We start from the raw sequence: 17,391 nt of genomic DNA on the forward strand, positions 1-17,391 counted from the left end.
GCTTAAAAAAGTTATGTTCCTTTTATCTCACAAAAATAAGCTTCTATTTAAAGAAGCTTCTCCTTCTTCATATTCATCTTTTCATAATTCTACCTGTTCAAAAAGGTCCACTGCATAGGAGTTTTCTTTAACTAGCGGTCTTTTCACACATCGATTCAAATTCACTTTATATTGCAATTCCCTGAAAAATGCTATTAACTTTCAAAAACTATATTTCTAATGAATATTGAAAATAAAAGAAGAAGATACATACTCGAGCCTTAAAAATCATATTTAGTAACGATTGATGAAAATTGAATTTTGGGGGCTTACATTATGAATGAAAAACATCATAAACAGTGGCAAACTTTATTAGAGGAAAGCCATTATGAGAATCGAGATCTCTCCAATAAGCCAGAAAAACTTTATTCCCAGACGATCGGACCTAGGGGACCAATACTTAAACAAGATGGTGTACTACACGAAACCTTACAAGAATTTATTCATGAAAAGATTTTAGAAAGACCTGTTCATGTAAAAGGATTTGGTGCATTTGGTTATTTTCAAACGATATATTCGATGTCCGAACATACAAAACTGAGTTTTTTACAAAATTCTAATCAGAAAGTTCCTGTTATGGTTCGCTTTTCGTTGGCTGTCGGTACGAAAGGAACACCTGATACATCTAGAAATGTAAGTGGTTTTGCTACAAAATTTTATACAGAAGAAGGCGTTTTTGACCTTTTATGTAATCACATTCCTGTCTTTTCTATTCGTGATGCGATACGATTTCCGGAATTTATTAAAGCAGTCTTACCTTCACCAAAAAATAATTTAATTGATCCTGATAGGTTTTGGGGCTTTGTAGCAAGAGCGCCTGAATCGATTCATTTTGTTGTACGTTTTTACTCTGATGCTGGTACGGTAAAAAGTCTTCGCCACATTCCAGGACATAGTGTAAATACATATGTTTGGAGAAATGCTCAAGGTATTAGAAAGTACGTTAAATACCATTGGTACCCATTTGAAGGTGTACAATACATTGGACGCGAAGAAGCAAATAGACTAGCCGCTGGAAATCCTGATTACGCTGGTAAAGATTTATACGATGCGATTGCGGGTGGTAAACCGGTGGAATATGGCTTATATGTCCAGCTCATGGACCCAAAAGATGAAGCAAATCTTTCTTATGATCCTTTAGACGATACAAAAGTATGGGATGAAAAAGAGTATCCCCTAATACCAGTAGGCAAAATGGTATTAAATAGAAATCCTGATAATTATATGGAACAAGTAGAAAAAGTCGCCTTCTCCCCTTCTAATTTACTAGACGGCGCAGAATTATCTGATGATAAAATACTGCAAGGCCGTGCCACTATTTATAGTGATTCTCAAAGAAGAAGAATTGGAGCTGAATTTCGTAAATTACCGGTTAACCAACAGCAAAATTGGACACCAGCTAATCAAATTACAAGTGGTGATGGAAGATATGTTGAAGGCAAACTAGAAAGAACTTCTATAACAAAGCGAGACGATTTTGGGCAGGCTGGTGAATTCTATTCGAGGTTAACTCAAATAGAAAAAGAACATCTTGTCGAAAATTTAGCTAGTGATATGAAAATCATATCTGACGATATTAGAAAGAAAGTTATGGAGTATTTCAATAAAGTATCATCTGACTTAGCAAAGAGAATTGAGATTGAAATGAAAAAGTGATAAGAAGATTAAAAAACGTCATTATTACGATTAAAATGACGTTTTTCTGTATAAAATTTATTAATTTCCACCATGTTCTTAATAACCGTATACTTTCACAAATACTACAATTGTTGAATTGAATTTTCCCCTCAACTTTCAGGTTTTTCAGGAAAAATAATGGTTAATATATCACTGCAAAAACCCAAATCCAAAGAAATTCTATTTCGGAAAAATTGCTTCTAGTATTGAACATAATAAAAAAAAAGAATAGCGTTTATATTATTGAACAAATAGCCTTGAATAAAAGAAACTTTTAATTATCTGTGATACCTGCCAAGCCTGCTCCTCAAGAAGGAAGTGCCCACCGCAAAGAAGATGGGTATCCACATTGTACAGTTCTTCGCTAAAGGCAACAGCGCCATTCAAAGTGAAAATAAAATCATTTTTCCCCCAGATAACTGTCGCTGGAGGCTGATTCGTGCGCAGATACTGCTGCCAAACGGGGTATTGTTCTACATTTTTTCGATAATCGTAGGCAAGTTCCAATTGAATTTGAGCATTTCCCAGTCGGTCCAAGAAGAGTTGATCCATCAAATAGCTGTCCGGGCTGATCAGATTTGGGGAGCAAGCACCGGTAAGATACTGCTTCTTTGTGAAGTCAAAGGTGAGCAAGGCTCCCAATGCTGCTTCAGTGTTTGGGTTTCTGTCTTTCCACAAAGCTTTAAATAGATCGAACGGCTTGCCAAGTCCCACTTCATGAGCAACGGAATTTTGAATAACAAATCCAAGCACCCTTGACGGCTGGCGAACAGCAATTCGGAAGCCAATTGGACCCCCATAATCCTGAACGTAGAAAACTGACTGCCTGATGCCAAGAAGATCCAGCAGCTTTTCCATTACAAGCGAAATGTTATGGAACGTGTATGTAAATTTATCGGGAGCAGGCATGCTGCTGTTTCCAAAGCCGGGATAATCGGGTGCAATGACATAAAACTGGTCGGACAAAAATGGAATTAGATTTCGGAACATATGGGAAGAACTCGGAAAACCATGGAGCAGCACAATCGCTGGATTTCTGCGGCTTCCTGCTTCCCGGTAAAAAATACGCAGGCTGTCTATTGTTGCAATGTTGTAGTTTACCATCTATCCATCCCCTCTCAGCTTTTAGTAATCTTCTATCTTTTTATATGCAGATAGGGAGGTGCTTAGCATTTTTTTCGGTTATTTACGTTTTGAGTTCCTCTAGCAACTTTTGAATTTTGCCACTGGGGAATTTGAATCAACTTTAGAAAAATTCACATGATTGTTTAAATTTCCTTACGAGTCGATATGCTACTGTCGCACAAGAAGAAAGCCGCCAAAAATGGCAGCTTGATCAAACAGGACATCACTTATGATTATCGGAAATTCCGAGTAACTTGGTGTTTTCCTGTTTTTTATTCAGTAACCTTTACTACAAAACTAATGAAATCGCTTTAAAGCCCAAATTCCCCTTCGCTGATGAGATATTGTCAGTGAGATCCTTAATGTCACAGTCATAGATATGATTGTATCCCTGTTCAATATTCGTGTTTTTGTTTTGAACATGAAGTTTGGAAAAACCGAAAAGGGTAAAAGTTTTTGTTTCATTTAAAATAACAGCTTCCAGAATTAACACATCCTAACTAGTAGATTTAACTAGTAATATTCGGAACATTCAATATATTTCCTTACATTTTTATTAAAAAATTTATTTACTAACAGCCTTTTGTTCGTGTCACTTGTTGATAGTAACACTCCAACCAATAAATTAATGCTAGGCTAAAACTCCTTTATAACTATCCAAATCAATAATTTTTCAGCTCTATCCCGTTAGCAGCTTTCGCTATCATTTTCGAAATCATCTTAAATTGTACGCCCATAATGGTGGGTATGCGAATCATTACATTGCGAAGAAAGATTTTGAAGTTTGATTTTTCAATCATACTCCCGGCAGCTATTAGTCCTATTTTTTGATTTTTCTCAACAAACTTTCTCATTTTTTGTTCGTAAGCAACAAATGCACGGGTGAAATCGCCATTTGCAGCTTTAAGTTCACCAGCTAATACGAAAGCCCCCACAAGCGCCAGGCTAGATCCTTGACCCGATAGAGGTGACGGGCCATACGCCGCATCGCCTATCAATGTAATCCGCCCCTTTGACCATGTCGGCATGTGAATCTGGCAAATCTCATCAAAATAAAAGTCTGTCGCATCTTTCATGGTTTTGAGTAGATACGAGGTTTCCCAACCTATATGGCCTAAGAAGGCATTTTCTACAAGTTTTTTTTGAGATTCTGTATCATAGCGGTCGTACTTCAATGCCTCTGATTGGAACAAGAACATACCCCTTGCTTCGGTATTGTCACGAGCGCTATACATACCTACAGTTTTGCCTGGTATCGTATATAACAGTTGGCGGTGGTCAAGGTGGAGGTAATTCTCGAGGGCAAAAATCGAGATATAACAGCCAAGCGTACGTTTAAACTGTGCTTCATCGCCAAAAGTTAAAGTGCGCACATTTGAATGGAGACCATCCGCACCGATGACCAGGTCAAATGTCTGTGGCTTGGCATGAATAAATTGAACTTCTGCACCAGCTTCAGTCTCATGTATAGCAGTAATCGAATCTCCCCAAATGTATTCAACCGTATCCTTGGTTAAATCGTGCAAAATGTTACTAAGATCGTCACGCATGATTTCGATGTCCAGACCCTGCTGGTTCCCCATACTTGCTTCGCTTATTTGACCTTCGATCTTGCCTTTGCTGTTCACGAAGTAAACACCAGTCATGTTCGTGTCAGCTGCACGAACTTGATCGAGTATACCCATCCCCTTAAGCACAGTAATAGCTGCACCACGGATATCAACCCCGTAACCACCCGTGCGCAATGCTGGAGCACGTTCTATTACAGTCACGTCGAATCCGTGGCGGTGAAGCCAGTAAGCGAGTGCCGGACCAGCAATGCTCGCACCAGAAATAAGGACGCGCATCGTTTGTTTCATAATTGCTTATTCACTCCTATCCTATTTAAAGTCTTAACATCCACAGTATATTCACGGCCAATTTTACTTATTTACAAAAATAAAAGAATAGGAATATAATAATTCAACAAAATGGACCGAATGTTGAATAAGAGCTAATGACGATTGTTCAACTAAACTACCACTAATAAAAAAGTTCCAACCAGTTTTATTTCTCATTTGGCATGTTCCAATACAGTTTTTAGTATGAATGGTTTTAATAAGTATAATATTTTACACATTTTCGTACCGTATATTTTCCTAAAAGGGAGTGAACCTCATGAAAGGTTGGCTGTCTGTTATTGGAGTGGAATTAATCGGAATTATTGTTAATGTAATATTGGGAATCTCTAATTCTTATTGTAGTAACCTCCACTTTACTTGAATAAGGAAAAAAAGCGTTCCTCTTATTTCAGAAACGCATCCGATACTTTAAGAGAATTCTTCACAATCCCAAAGTCTTTAAAATACTCCTTTTTAGTATATTAGGGGGTTTTTCCATGGTAACCCTCTAATAAAGGCTTGATCATCGCTACCAAGGTCAACAGCAAAATTACTATAATAAGGAATATTTCAAAAAAAAAAAAATGAATCTACTAATACCATAGGGATAAAATCTAGTCATTTCATCGCTCTTGGAATATCCTATATAGAATAAAAAGATATGTTTTATTCATTGACACAAAACTTGAAAAGGAGAATGTATTTTGTCTTTTCCAAACACTCCACAAGAAGGTATAAATCCTATCGAGGGTTTAGACTCGGAACAGGTGGCACTTTTACTTCTTGTGAGTATTGCGTTTGAAGAACTTGGACTAGCCCATATCATTAATGCTGAAGCAGAAAAGCTTCAAGGAGCTATTGGTACACTTGTAGATGAAAATGGTGTAGTAGTAAATCCACTCATTAAAGCTGGAAGTTTAGCTGAATTATTACAAGTTAACCGAGCAGTAAACAAAATGTTACGTACAGTTGTCAAGAAGGAAATGTTACTCCAGTTCAAATTTGAAAATATACTGGATTTTATCGCCACTCTTCCTCCAGCTGTGGCAGCGGACCTATCGGTGATGAAAACCGATTCACCGGATCCAGTAACGGTGGGACAGGACTTAACCTATACGCTAACGGTCGCCAATAATGGACCTGACACAGCAACGGGCATACTTTTGACCGACACACTACCTGGTTCTGTGAACTTCGTTTCTTCCAATCCCTCCCAGGGAACGTGCACGATTTCTGCAGACACAGTCACCTGCAACCTCGGCACCTTAGCGAGCGGAGGTACGGCCACCGTTAATATCGTTGTCACCCCTACCGCAGATTCAATCCCATCCATCTCCAACACGGCCGTGGTTACCGGAGATCAGTTCGATCCTAATCCAGCCAACAATTCGGACTCGGAAACCACCATGGTTAATCCTGCAACAGCAGACCTATCCGTGATGAAAACCGATTCACCGGATCCAGTAACGGTGGGACAGGACTTAACCTATACGCTAACGGTCGCCAATAGTGGACCTGACACGGCAACGGGTATACTATTGACCGACACACTGCCTGGTTCTGTGAACTTCGTTTCTTCCAATCCCTCCCAGGGAACGTGTATGTTTGCTGCAGGCACTGTCACCTGCAACCTCGGCACCTTAGCAAGCGGAGGGACGGCCACCGTTAATATCGTTGTCACTCCCACAGCAACTTCAGTCCCAACCATCACTAACGCGGCCGTGGTTACCGGCGATCAGTTCGATCCTAATCCAGCCAACAATTCGGACTCGGAAACCACCATGGTTAATCCTGCAACAGCGGACCTATCCGTGATGAAAACCGATTCACCGGATCCAGTAACGGTGGGACAGAACTTAACCTATACGCTAACGGTCGCCAATGGTGGACCTGACACGGCAACGGGCATACTATTGACCGACACACTGCCTGGTTCTGTGAACTTCGTTTCTTCCAATCCCTCCCAGGGAACGTGCATGTTTGCTGCGGGCACTGTCACCTGCAGCCTCGGCACCTTAGCGAGCGGAGGTACGGCGACCGTTAATATCGTTGTCACCCCTACCGCCGCTTCAGTCCCAACCATCAACAATGCGGCCGTGGTAACCGGCGATCAGTTCGATCCTAATCCAGCCAACAATTCGGACTCGGAAACCACCACGGTTAATAACTGAAATATATTTTAAGAAAGAAAAAGCAATTGTGCATGAGAACGGATTTCGGTATTGGTCGACGTATTAATTACTAAGACCGCATCATCTTAAGCATTTAAATCGTATGCAAAAAGAGGGTTCTTTAGGAGAACCCTCTTTTAATTGATTACAGAAACTAGCATAAAAGAGAAAGTCTTTCTCCAATTCTTACTACTATAGAGTAGAAGGGGGAGGACAAGTTTAAGGAGTTGCAAGGGTATATCACATTTAATTCGGAAAAAAGCTCTAGAAACAAAATCGTACTTTTCACCTTTCGATGTTATTAAAACACCCAAACCATCCGACAACTTTCCCAGCTTTGAAAAATAACAAGTACTGGAATAAAGCAAGACAAAAAGGCTTCGAGGGAATCGAAACCTTTTTGTTAGCAGAGTTCATTTTCATGATTGTTTTGATGGAAATTTAATTTTCTAACCTACTTGACTTTCATCTACGGCATGTTGCCAACTTGGGTAGTAATACAAAGCACTCCGCATTAAATCAGGATAAAGTTGTTTTACCTCTTTTTTACGTAGAGAATCACCTTGCTTCTGTAACTTCTGGATCTGAGTAATGACTTCCTTTGATGTTAATGGAACATCCATATTTCATTCCTCCCTTTCCAAGTTATCCTTACTATCTTTCCCTTTGGCTAACAATATAAACCCTAAAAACATAGTTGCCTATTCATCGCGCCTATGTTTTATCAAAGTCTAGCATATTGGTTTGGGAGTGTGAAGAAATCTGCTCCATTATCAAAAAAATAGGCTAAATGCCACAGGGGCGGTTCTCATGGTTCAAAAAAACCGTGAGTACAGTCCCCTTGGTCCCTTTTCATTTTTTTATTTTTTAAAGGACATTTCAACATTATTAATCATTTAGAACTTGGAATGTTGCTTATTACCATAATTTATGGAATATCAGCATTGATTTCAGATAGGAACAGTAACTAGACAAGATGAGATTTAAAGAGGTTATCAATTTCTAACGTGATTTGAAAGATTTCTATCCACTAATTATTAAAAAAAGAAGAAGGGACAGGCTCGGGAATTTATCCCATCTTTATGGGGAAATTATTAATCTAGTCAATGAGTATCCCCTTAACTAAAGTTAGGGGTTTCGAAAGAATAGGCTTTACAGCCGCATTGTCTTTTCGTGGGCTACCACTGGTCCCGCTAATACATCAGGCAGAGCCTTCAGCTTTGCTTTTTTCTTTGATTTTGTGATGATGATTTTCCTTGGGGATTGGAGGAATTGTTTTCTCTTCAGTCCTTCAAAAGCATTCTTTACATGTTTCCGTACAATATTAAAAGCACCATTAACATCCGCATGTATTAAAACCTTTGAACCTTTTATTTTATAAAAAGCTCTACTACACCGATATCCACTAAAAATCATTGTATGTTCTTCTCCGTAAATTGGAATCGGGTCATGATGTAAAAAACTAGACTTGGATGTATAGCTTTCTTCTCGAACAATGACTTGAATTCCTTTTCGTTCGGCTTTGTAGCGTATCATTTCAATGAAGGTTGTATACGGGATTTGGATGAAGGTTTGCTTAGTTGGTTTCTTCATTTCGATATCTGTCTTCCAACCGACATTTCGGCCAATAATGATGGTATCAAGAGTTCTTTCTAGAGCTATTTCTACCACTTTTGCGCTTGCCTTATGTAAAAAATCCGTGACCCGATCGTTCCTTTTTCGATTTAACGAAATCAAGCGTTTGGTGGTAAAGATCCCTTCTTTTGGTCCTTTTCCATTTCGAATGATACACATGTAATGGGCTCTTAATTTATTGTAATATTGATTGATTGATTTTAACCATGTGCCCTTGATAAGCAGAGGCTTCTGCCCCGTGTTATCGGCGATAGTTGCCAGGTTATCGATCCCCAAATCAATACCCATGACGCGTTTCGGTTCAAAAACCATTTCATTCTTTTGTTTTTCGGTTCTTTGGATTTCGTTTTCTCGAATTTCTTTGAATACGACTTCCACAACATAACTCCCATAGGAAGGTACAATTCGGACTTGTTGCAGTTTCCCTTCTGAATTCGCTATCTTTCCTAATTTTAATAGTAGAGGAGTTCCGGGTAACTTAAGCATATTTCCATCTTTTATCGTTGTAATTTGATTGGTTAGGCAGCACGTGGTACGTCCATTTTTTGGTTTATATTTTGGAATTTTGGGTTTACCGGAAAAGCTAGCAGGGTTGATTTTATATTTCTTAAAGGCTTGGAAGAAACTTTTCCAATCATCATACACTTTTTTCATGGTTTGTTGATTGGACTGAGAGGGCATAGAAGTATAATCTACTTGTTTCATCACTTTAAATAAGGCTTCGACAAAGTTGTATCCGATAAATGATTTCTCATATGTGGGCATCTCAAATAGTGTTAACTTTGGTTTGACTACATTGTCTTTCTCGTCCACATTCTTGGGTTTCATTATAGCCTTTTCAAAACTTTTCAGACGAATTTCATTCATTTGAGGTAAATACGTTTCGATATCCATTAACACTTGAAGTTGATTTTCATTTCTTGTCTCTTTTTGTAGGGCAGTGTATACCTGTCGAATATAGTAGTTGGTGATGTTGTAGAGGTTTTTTGCTCTAAAACATAGCGAATCAAAGTAATCAAACAATTCGTGATTTGGATGAATTTGTATTTTATAGGAGCTATACATTACATTCACCTCCTCTCAGAAAGAACAAATGTTCTATTCTTATTTTTATTATACCATGGAGTTTCATAGAATATATAGTGAAAGAACTTTCATTATCCTAGAAATAAAAAAAATACAGCTTATATCCCCATATCTAAAGCTAGGGGTTTTACGCTGCATTTTGATAAAATTTTTGTAGACAAAACGATACGGATCTATCAGATAAATCGACAATATTCCCCAGGGAATGATTAGATTCGTTCCAACCTACTTGATTCTACTATTTATCTTCTTTTCCTACACTACACAAACGTTTGATTAAAGAATACTTAAAGCATATCTCCTATGGGCTTCTTCCAAGTAATACGGTGAAAAGGTTGTCGATTTCTCTATTAAAAAGAAGCCCTTTTCCTACTATCACATTTCTTTGCTGAGGGTGTATCGCTGCCCGATATACGTTCCCTTCATTGTTCTACCCTATTCTTTATAGTTTGCATAATCCAAAATTCCATCTGCTACATTCGTAAGTAATTTCGTTAAGTAGACGGTGTCTGATAGATTTTTATCTTCAGTTGGGTTGGTCATAAAGCCCATTTCCAAAAGAGTACATGGAACCTTAGACCAGTTAAAGCCCGTCATATCTCCCCTATAAGAAATCCAGCAGCGGCTGTTCCCGTGGGGGGAGACACCACTTTAGATTTCTCGAGTTCTACCTCATCACTTTTTGGGGAAGGATTCTTTTCTTTATCCATTGATACAGCAGAAACTTTCTTTTCCTCCCCTTTTTGGCCTGTTTTTGTACCTTCCTTTTGCTGCCCTACTATTTCCTTTTTTCCATTTTCCTTAGCTCCAGCATGATAAAAATATAGGTATAAAGGGATTAGAGCAAACAGAATAAGTACTGCGACTCCAATTTTAGCTGTTTTAGATTTCACTTAATGTACCTCTCTTGACCATCAGTCATAAATAAACTCTTTGCCAAACAATTGACAAAGAGCCTTTCATGCAATCCAACAAATTTAATTATAAACCCATTCCCACAATAAATCCTATTATACTCCCCAATAAAAGACCTTCTATTTTGGAATGGGAATTTCTAACGTATCCACCTTTGAACCATCTTTCGCCGAAAATACATATAATTCCAATTTGATGTCATTCGTTGTTACTAACTTTTTTGCAAAGGTGATTTCAAATTCTCCCCAAGCAGGTGCACCATCTGTTTGGTATTTATTTTCGAGCAGCATTTTTCCTCCATCATAAAGAGCATAATGAAACACGCCTTCAAATACTTGAGCCTTCCCTGTTACAATGATTTTATCTCCTGATTCAGCTACGACCACATCTTTAAACGCTTTGTTTGCATAAACCTTATTCTCTGGTGCATGTGATGTCGGGTCATTTTGATTTGTTTTTTCATCCTGATGTTGATTACACGCTGCTAACCCAAATATGGCTATTAATATAGCAAACAGATACGCGATTTTTTTCACTATTTGCCCCCCTTTTATTAAATTTTATTCACTGTATCATGGGTGTATAATAATGTATCCCCATTTTACTCGCCACAAAAAAACACACGCTATTTTCCTATTTGAAATGCCGTGTGTTTCACAGTGTGATATTAATGATTACACCTCTTCAATAAACCCGTCAGTGAATACCAAGCTTCTTGTTATTTTTCCTCCATATCCAAGTGCAGATTACTATAATAGATAAATAATTCTTTCAAGATAAATTCAGCGGAATATCGTTTTGGATCTTGTAAGTGTAAATCAAATAGTTTCTTGGTAACGGTTCCTAATGATAATCGTTTCAATTCCTTTTCGCTCAGTGGATAGGATTGATCATTTGTCATTGGTCGTTTCCCCCTAATTATTAAATTCCCCCCCATGGCCCAAAAGTCATTAGTATTTTTTATTTGTTCATCTCACAAAGGAAAACGCTTACATATATAAATTTGAATAGAGTGGAGTAAAGAAAGTTTCATATTAATTGAGGATACGTGATTTCCTTTCGCTTCATGCAAAATCAATAACCTTATAATTTTTATGCGATATAACTGTTCTATTGCCTCCAAACTCCAATTCCGTCTTATTTTCGGTTATATTTACAATGACTGAATTTTCATGGACCTTCTCAACGACCCCTTGGATTCCATTCTTAAAAAGGATATGATCCCCTATTTCTGCGATTTTCTTTGCCTTGAATTTCATTTTTTTCCCTCCAATCTAAAAATTACATAAAGCCTTTTACTTTATCATTCATAAATTCAAAGCCTGTTGTTGGGTGATTTTTTTATGACCTTCGTAATGGAGAATCCCTTCAAATATTTGTAGATGAACCTAATCACCTCATGATATGTAATCGTCTTGACTACCTTTAAGAAATAGCTACTTTTTATCATTCGTAATGGCTTAATGAGAGCTTTATAGAAAAATACCACTAAATCCTTTTTGAGGTCCCTGCTTAAACCTTTTAGAATCCCTTGTGAACTTTTTTCTTTATTTGATTCATGTATATTTGTTTGTAGTTTTTTCATAAAAGAAGGGGAAATGTCCTTCATTCTTTTCTTCATTTTCAGTTGCTTCCCATTGTTCAATCCGTTTAAATATTGATTCAAAATATAAGGGCCTGCCTCCTCCATTACGATCAATAGGATGAAAGCAAGAGAAATAACAATTATCCAAATCGACATTTAAACACCTCCTTTTATGGATACTGAAAGCAATGTGAATGAAGTCAAAATCAAAAAACATAAATAAATATTTTAATTGCTCCCATTAAACTAGGTTCTATAATTATAGTAAGAAAATTACAATATTAGAATATGTAAAATGTAGTGTTTATTATGAAAAATGAAAAATTTAAGGAGAAAATACCTAGAAATGCCATAGGGACGGTTCTCATGGTTTTGGATGGGAAAGCCAATTTGTCAAACAACGGACAAAAACCAGAGGAACCGTCCCCCTGGTCTCGGAAAGTCAATTCTTCCACCAACGAATAAAAAAACCATTACCTTTTTGCAGTAAAAGGTGATTCGATGACTGAAAGGAAAATTTCTATAAAATGAAGGCACCGTATAAGAGTGAAGCAAATACGACTAATCCGGGGTGTACCTTCACTTTTTCCATTAATAAATAACTGCCTATTCCTAAAAGTAGAATGTGTCCGATCCCTATTTGAAAGTAAGAATCATAGAATGATTCAAATGCCATCACTCCAAGAAGTACTGCAATGGTCGGTTTGACGTAAAGCGTCATGCGTTTGACTTGTGGAGACTTTCTAAACTTATAGAGAAGCCCCATTAGCGTAAGCATCAGAATAAGAGATGGAGCGACTGTTGCCAAGACTGCCAGCACCGAACCAATGTAGCCTCCTACATGATATCCGATATAGCCCCCCATCTTGGTGGCAATCGGACCTGGCAGGGCATTTCCCATTGCTAATGCTTCATTAAATTCTTGCGTAGTAATCCAATGATAGTGGTCTACTACTTCTTTTTGAATAAGAGGGATGGTGGCTGGCCCTCCGCCATACCCTAAAATATTCGTAAGGAAAAAGGCCCAAAAAATATGCAAATAAATCATTATATGGACAATCCCTTCTGCTTGGCCCTTTTCTCAGATGTTTTGGCAGGTTTTACGACAGCAATGACTAAAAGAGCTATTATTACAATGCCGGGATGAATGCCGAAGAATTCGATCAGGACTAAGGCGACAAGGATGTGCAAGGTGGTAAAAAACCACTTGAGCCCTTTAACCGAACTCTGGACGAATTCCCACGTTAAGACTGTAAGCATCACTGCTACTACCGGTACAACTGCCTTTGTCATGCCTTGAACCCATTTCAAATCTTTGAACTGGATTAATGTATTAAGCAATACAACCATTAAAATGATCGTAGGCAGGATGGTGGCAAAAATGGCGTTGAGCATTCCTGGTACACCGCCAATGCGAAATCCGATATAGCCTGCCATCTTGGTGGCAATGGGACCCGGCAATGTATTGGCTATGGCTAACACATCTCCAAATTCCTCATTGTTCATCCACTTAAACCGTTCCACTACCTCTTTTTGAACGAGAGGAATCGTGGTAGGTCCCCCGCCATATCCAAGCATACTGCTGCGAAAAAATGCGATAAAAATATCTCGTTGTTTCATAGAATCAATCCTTTACCGTGAATTACCAACTGGCAATGGTCCCATCTGTCCTTGATTCCGTGCCGCCCATCAGTACGCCTGTTTCAGGATTTCGCCAAATAATTTGGCCGCGGCCAAACGCCCCTGAGTCAACCGCCATTTCAACGTCATGTCCTTTTCGTACTAATTCTTCTGCAATATGGGATGGGAAGGATTTTTCTACTTCTACAGTTTTTTGATTCTTCCATTGCCATCTTGGGGCATCTAAAGCTGCTTGCGGATTTAAGTGAAAATCGATCGTATTCATAATGACTTGAACATGACCTTGCGGCTGCATATATCCTCCCATTACACCGAATGGTCCAACAGGCTGGTCATCCTTCGTTAAAAATCCTGGAATAATCGTATGGTACGTTTTCTTGCCACCCTTAAGGCAGTTGTAATGAGTCGGGTCAAGGCTGAAATCATGTCCCCGGTTTTGTAAGGCAATTCCTGTTCCTGGGACGACAATACCCGAACCAAAGCCCATGTAATTACTCTGGATGAACGATACCATGTTGCCTTCGCCGTCTGCTGTGGCAAGGTACACCGTTCCTCCCCGCGGCGGCACACCTGGAGCCGGCGTACACGCTTCACTTCCGATCAGTGCTTTACGCTGCTGGCCATACGAAGGACTTAATAGCTCTTCTGTCGTTACCCCCATATGCTTAGGATCGGTAATGTAATTCTTGCCGCAAGTAAAAGCAAGCTTCATAGCTTCGATTTGTTTGTGGTAAGTGTCTGTTTCTTCTTTTACTGTGAAATCAAAGCCTTTTAGGATGTTCAGCGCCATTAGAGCAACAATCCCTTGCCCGTTTGGCGGGATTTCCCATACATCATAGCCGCGATAGTTTACCTTAATAGGATCAACCCACTCCGGTTTAAAGGCTGCTAAGTCAGCTTTTGTTAAATAGCCTCCATGTTCTTTAGAAGCTGCGGCGATTTTTTCTGCAATCGCCCCTTGGTAAAAGCTTTCTCCGCCTGTTCTTGCAATTTCCTCCAGTGTGTCGGCATGGTCAAGAGACGACCATATTTCTCCGATTTCTGGTGCTCTTCCCTTTGGTGCAAAGGTCTCAAACCAAGCTTCGAACTCTGCCCCTGCACATTCTTGCTTGTATTTTTCAAATGCCTTTTTCCAAAAGCGGCCAAGTGTAGGTGAAACAGGAAAGCCGTTTGCTGCATATTCAATCGCCGGCTTCATCACTTCTAATAGCGGCAGACGGCCAAAACGTTTTGATAATTCTGCCCAAGCACCCGGAGCACCCGGAACCGTTACAGGCACCCAGCCGTACTTTGGCATCCTTTCATGTCCGTCTTCCTTTAACTTCTCAATCGAGATATTCATTGGTGCTGGACCGCTTGAATTGAGACCGTGTAATTGTCCTTTTGTCCAAACAAGCGCAAAAGCGTCCCCCCCAATTCCGTTCGAGGTAGGCTCAACTACTGTCAAACAAGCAGCAGTGGCAATGGCTGCATCAATGGCATTTCCGCCTTTTTTCAATATATCTAACCCTGCTTGTGCTGCCAAAGGCTGAGACGTAGCCACCATGCCATTCTTGGCATATGCGACATTTCGCTGTGATGTATATGGATAATGCAATGCATCAAAATTCATGTTTTGTTCCTCTCCATTCTCTAGCGTTTGAATGATTTATCCGATCATTTCTTCTTTGGTTTCTTTTAACTTCCCCTCCGTTAAGAGATGGCAGGAAACCTGGTGTCCGCTATCAATGTTTTGGAGAATGGGAATTTTCGTTTTGCAGCTTTCATTTGCGACCGGACAGCGAGGATGGAAGGTACATCCAGACGGCGGGTTAGCCGGACTAGGCAAATCACCCTTAAGAACGACCCGCTCCCGCTTGGCTTTCGGATTAGCAATAGGAACAGCCGATAATAAAGCTCTCGTATATGGATGGCTTGGGTTGTTGAAGAGCTGCTTTTTATCGGCAATCTCCACCACGCGCCCCAGATACATCACGGCAATACGATCACATAAGTGCCGGACCACGGATAAATCATGAGAAATGAAGATGAGCGTAAGATTAAACTCCTTCTTCAAATCCTTTAATAGATTCAAGACCTGTGATTGGATGGAAACATCCAGTGCAGAAACCGGCTCATCGGCAATAATCACCTTCGGCTTAAGAATGAGGGCTCGAGCGATTCCAATCCGCTGGCGCTGGCCACCCGAAAAGTCATGCGGATGACGATCTAAATGCTCTTTCCGAAGCCCTACCACTTCAATAATTTCTTCCACTCTTTTCATCCGTTCCTCACGGGATGATCCAATCCCATGCACTTTCAGCGGCTCAAGCAGTATCTGCCTAATCGTTTTGCGCGGATTGAGAGAAGCATAGGGATCCTGAAAGACCATTTGAATATCCTTGCGCATCTGGCGCATTTCTTCCTTGGACAGTTTCGCCAGATCCTTGCCATTGAACAGCACTTCTCCGGCAGAAGGATCCATTAAACGCAGAATCGTACGTCCGGTTGTTGATTTTCCACAGCCTGATTCCCCCACAATTCCCAAGGTCTCACCAGGCATTACTTTAAAATCTACCCCATCGACAGCACGTACATGACCCGTTACTTTATTGAAAAAACCCGTTTTGATCGGAAAGTGTTTTTTTAACCCTTTGATTTCTAAAATTGGCATCTTTTCGTTCATGATGCATCCTCCTCCGTAACGAGCCAACAGCGGCATTTATGCTGGCTTTCGATTTCCACCAGCTGTGGCGCCTGTTGATGACAAATCTCCTTCGCCCAGCTGCAACGGGGAGCAAATCGGCATCCTTGCGGCATTTCATAGGGAAGCGGAACCGATCCCGGAATGGTATTCAGATATTCCTTTTCATCCTCAAAGGATGGAATAGAATCCATCAGCCCCATCGTATAGGGATGCTTTGGATTTTCAAACAAAGTGTCTACATCTGTCTCCTCAACGACTTGACCGGCGTACATGACGATTACGCGGTCGCACATTTCAGCAACAACCCCTAAATCATGGGTAATGAGCAGGATGGAGGTTCCAGTTTTTTCTTTTAAATCTCTCATTAAGTCTAAAATTTGCGCCTGAATGGTTACATCAAGGGCCGTGGTCGGTTCATCAGCAATAATCAATTTGGGATCACACGCCATCGCCATGGCGATCATCACCCGCTGGCGCATTCCACCTGACAGCTGATGGGGATGTTCTCCATAAATCTCTTCCGCTCTTGGCATCCCGACTGCCTTTAGCATCTGAATGGCTCGGACTTTGGCTTCTTGCTTGGAAATCTTCATATGGAGAATAATGGCTTCTTCAATCTGCTTCCCTACCGTGTGTAAGGGATTGAGAGAAGTCATCGGTTCCTGGAAGATCATTGCGATATCATTTCCCCGAACGTGCTGCATCTGCTTCTCCGGAAGGGATATCAGCTCACGCCCTTGGAAGGTTATGCTTCCTTCATTGCTGGCATTGGAAGGCAATAGCCGCATAACGGAAAGGCTGGTTACACTTTTACCGCATCCGGATTCCCCCACGACGCCCAGCGTTTCACCCGGCTTAATGGAGAAATCTACACCATCGACAACCGCGACGGTACCCTTGTCTGTTTTAAATTTTGTTTTTAGATTCTTAACCTCCAAGATGGCACTCATG

General features: G+C 40.0%; 17 protein-coding genes. 2 read left to right on the forward strand and 15 right to left on the reverse strand.

Translation table 11 applies throughout. From position 1 onward, the window contains the following. Positions 1–315: 315 nt before the first annotated feature. On the forward strand, positions 316–1,695 hold the full coding sequence (locus AC59HZ_RS24940) for a catalase (protein ID WP_496548462.1): 1,380 nt from the start codon (positions 316–318) through the stop codon (positions 1,693–1,695). Between the two features lie 261 nt (positions 1,696–1,956). Here the strand turns inward: AC59HZ_RS24940 and AC59HZ_RS24945 are convergent, their stop codons facing one another. Beyond that, positions 1,957–2,820: an alpha/beta fold hydrolase gene (locus tag AC59HZ_RS24945; protein ID WP_496548463.1), complete on the reverse strand. Its 864-nt coding sequence runs from the start codon at positions 2,818–2,820 to the stop codon at positions 1,957–1,959. Between the two features lie 683 nt (positions 2,821–3,503). After that, complete coding sequence (locus AC59HZ_RS24950) at positions 3,504–4,700, reverse strand: FAD-dependent monooxygenase (RefSeq protein ID WP_496548464.1); 1,197 nt, start codon at positions 4,698–4,700, stop codon at positions 3,504–3,506. Between the two features lie 725 nt (positions 4,701–5,425). On the opposite strand from AC59HZ_RS24950, the gene AC59HZ_RS24955 reads away from it, so the two are divergent. Beyond that, complete coding sequence (locus AC59HZ_RS24955; RefSeq protein ID WP_496548465.1) at positions 5,426–6,892, forward strand: DUF11 domain-containing protein; 1,467 nt, start codon at positions 5,426–5,428, stop codon at positions 6,890–6,892. A gap of 449 nt (positions 6,893–7,341) precedes the next feature. Here AC59HZ_RS24955 and AC59HZ_RS24960 read toward each other — a convergent pair whose 3' ends face one another. The 13 genes from AC59HZ_RS24960 to AC59HZ_RS25020 form a co-directional block, all read right to left on the reverse strand. Further along, complete coding sequence (locus AC59HZ_RS24960; protein ID WP_496548466.1) at positions 7,342–7,515, reverse strand: hypothetical protein; 174 nt, start codon at positions 7,513–7,515, stop codon at positions 7,342–7,344. Between the two features lie 529 nt (positions 7,516–8,044). Next, positions 8,045–9,592 (reverse strand): RNA-guided endonuclease InsQ/TnpB family protein, encoded by a 1,548-nt coding sequence (locus AC59HZ_RS24965; RefSeq protein ID WP_496548467.1) that lies wholly within the window; start codon positions 9,590–9,592, stop codon positions 8,045–8,047. Positions 9,593–10,048: 456 nt separating this feature from the next. After that, positions 10,049–10,165: a hypothetical protein gene (locus AC59HZ_RS24970; RefSeq protein WP_496548599.1), complete on the reverse strand. Its 117-nt coding sequence runs from the start codon at positions 10,163–10,165 to the stop codon at positions 10,049–10,051. Positions 10,166–10,206: 41 nt separating this feature from the next. Next, a complete protein-coding gene (locus AC59HZ_RS24975; RefSeq protein WP_496548468.1) occupies positions 10,207–10,506 on the reverse strand; it encodes a hypothetical protein in 300 nt (99 codons plus the stop codon). Positions 10,507–10,647: 141 nt separating this feature from the next. After that, positions 10,648–11,064, reverse strand: a complete 417-nt coding sequence (locus AC59HZ_RS24980; RefSeq protein ID WP_496548469.1) for a Gmad2 immunoglobulin-like domain-containing protein — start codon at positions 11,062–11,064, stop codon at positions 10,648–10,650. A gap of 182 nt (positions 11,065–11,246) precedes the next feature. Then, complete coding sequence (locus tag AC59HZ_RS24985) at positions 11,247–11,429, reverse strand: hypothetical protein (protein WP_496548470.1); 183 nt, start codon at positions 11,427–11,429, stop codon at positions 11,247–11,249. 163 nt (positions 11,430–11,592) lie between these two features. After that, positions 11,593–11,787 carry a DUF2187 family protein gene (locus tag AC59HZ_RS24990; protein WP_430067234.1) on the reverse strand — a complete coding sequence of 65 codons (195 nt, stop codon included), beginning with the start codon at positions 11,785–11,787 and terminating at the stop codon, positions 11,593–11,595. Positions 11,788–11,843: 56 nt separating this feature from the next. After that, positions 11,844–12,269 carry a hypothetical protein gene (locus AC59HZ_RS24995; protein WP_496548471.1) on the reverse strand — a complete coding sequence of 142 codons (426 nt, stop codon included), beginning with the start codon at positions 12,267–12,269 and terminating at the stop codon, positions 11,844–11,846. Between the two features lie 364 nt (positions 12,270–12,633). After that, complete coding sequence (locus AC59HZ_RS25000) at positions 12,634–13,161, reverse strand: chromate transporter (RefSeq protein WP_496548472.1); 528 nt, start codon at positions 13,159–13,161, stop codon at positions 12,634–12,636. Then, on the reverse strand, positions 13,161–13,733 hold the full coding sequence (locus tag AC59HZ_RS25005) for a chromate transporter (RefSeq protein WP_496548473.1): 573 nt from the start codon (positions 13,731–13,733) through the stop codon (positions 13,161–13,163). Before AC59HZ_RS25005 ends, AC59HZ_RS25000 begins: the two co-directional genes overlap by 1 nt. A 22-nt stretch (positions 13,734–13,755) precedes the next feature. After that, on the reverse strand, positions 13,756–15,366 hold the full coding sequence (gene ggt / locus AC59HZ_RS25010; protein ID WP_496548474.1) for a gamma-glutamyltransferase: 1,611 nt from the start codon (positions 15,364–15,366) through the stop codon (positions 13,756–13,758). Positions 15,367–15,402: 36 nt separating this feature from the next. Then, complete coding sequence (locus AC59HZ_RS25015; RefSeq protein ID WP_496548600.1) at positions 15,403–16,419, reverse strand: ABC transporter ATP-binding protein; 1,017 nt, start codon at positions 16,417–16,419, stop codon at positions 15,403–15,405. Beyond that, positions 16,416–17,390, reverse strand: coding sequence for an ABC transporter ATP-binding protein (locus AC59HZ_RS25020; RefSeq protein ID WP_430067245.1), 975 nt, complete (start codon positions 17,388–17,390; stop codon positions 16,416–16,418). The genes AC59HZ_RS25015 and AC59HZ_RS25020 overlap by 4 nt, the downstream gene beginning before the upstream one ends. Between the last annotated feature and the right edge of the window lies 1 nt (position 17,391).

It is taken from the genome of Neobacillus sp. DZ-9 (assembly GCF_059587065.1).

Bases quoted from the DNA above. Each gene is read 5' to 3' on its own strand.
- AC59HZ_RS24995 (WP_496548471.1), bottom strand. From the start codon at position 12,269: ATGTCGATTTGGATAATTGTTATTTCTCTTGCTTTCATCCTATTGATC.
- AC59HZ_RS25000 (WP_496548472.1), bottom strand. From the start codon at position 13,161: ATGATTTATTTGCATATTTTTTGGGCCTTTTTCCTTACGAATATTTTA.
- AC59HZ_RS25005 (WP_496548473.1), bottom strand. From the start codon at position 13,733: ATGAAACAACGAGATATTTTTATCGCATTTTTTCGCAGCAGTATGCTT.
- AC59HZ_RS24985 (WP_496548470.1), bottom strand. From the start codon at position 11,429: ATGACAAATGATCAATCCTATCCACTGAGCGAAAAGGAATTGAAACGA.
- AC59HZ_RS25015 (WP_496548600.1), bottom strand. From the start codon at position 16,419: ATGAACGAAAAGATGCCAATTTTAGAAATCAAAGGGTTAAAAAAACAC.
- AC59HZ_RS24965 (WP_496548467.1), bottom strand. From the start codon at position 9,592: ATGTATAGCTCCTATAAAATACAAATTCATCCAAATCACGAATTGTTT.
- AC59HZ_RS24970 (WP_496548599.1), bottom strand. From the start codon at position 10,165: ATGGGCTTTATGACCAACCCAACTGAAGATAAAAATCTATCAGACACC.
- AC59HZ_RS24945 (WP_496548463.1), bottom strand. From the start codon at position 2,820: ATGGTAAACTACAACATTGCAACAATAGACAGCCTGCGTATTTTTTAC.
- AC59HZ_RS25020 (WP_430067245.1), bottom strand. From the start codon at position 17,390: ATGAGTGCCATCTTGGAGGTTAAGAATCTAAAAACAAAATTTAAAACA.
- ggt (WP_496548474.1), bottom strand. From the start codon at position 15,366: ATGAATTTTGATGCATTGCATTATCCATATACATCACAGCGAAATGTC.
- AC59HZ_RS24950 (WP_496548464.1), bottom strand. From the start codon at position 4,700: ATGAAACAAACGATGCGCGTCCTTATTTCTGGTGCGAGCATTGCTGGT.
- AC59HZ_RS24940 (WP_496548462.1), top strand. From the start codon at position 316: ATGAATGAAAAACATCATAAACAGTGGCAAACTTTATTAGAGGAAAGC.
- AC59HZ_RS24990 (WP_430067234.1), bottom strand. From the start codon at position 11,787: ATGAAATTCAAGGCAAAGAAAATCGCAGAAATAGGGGATCATATCCTT.
- AC59HZ_RS24960 (WP_496548466.1), bottom strand. From the start codon at position 7,515: ATGGATGTTCCATTAACATCAAAGGAAGTCATTACTCAGATCCAGAAG.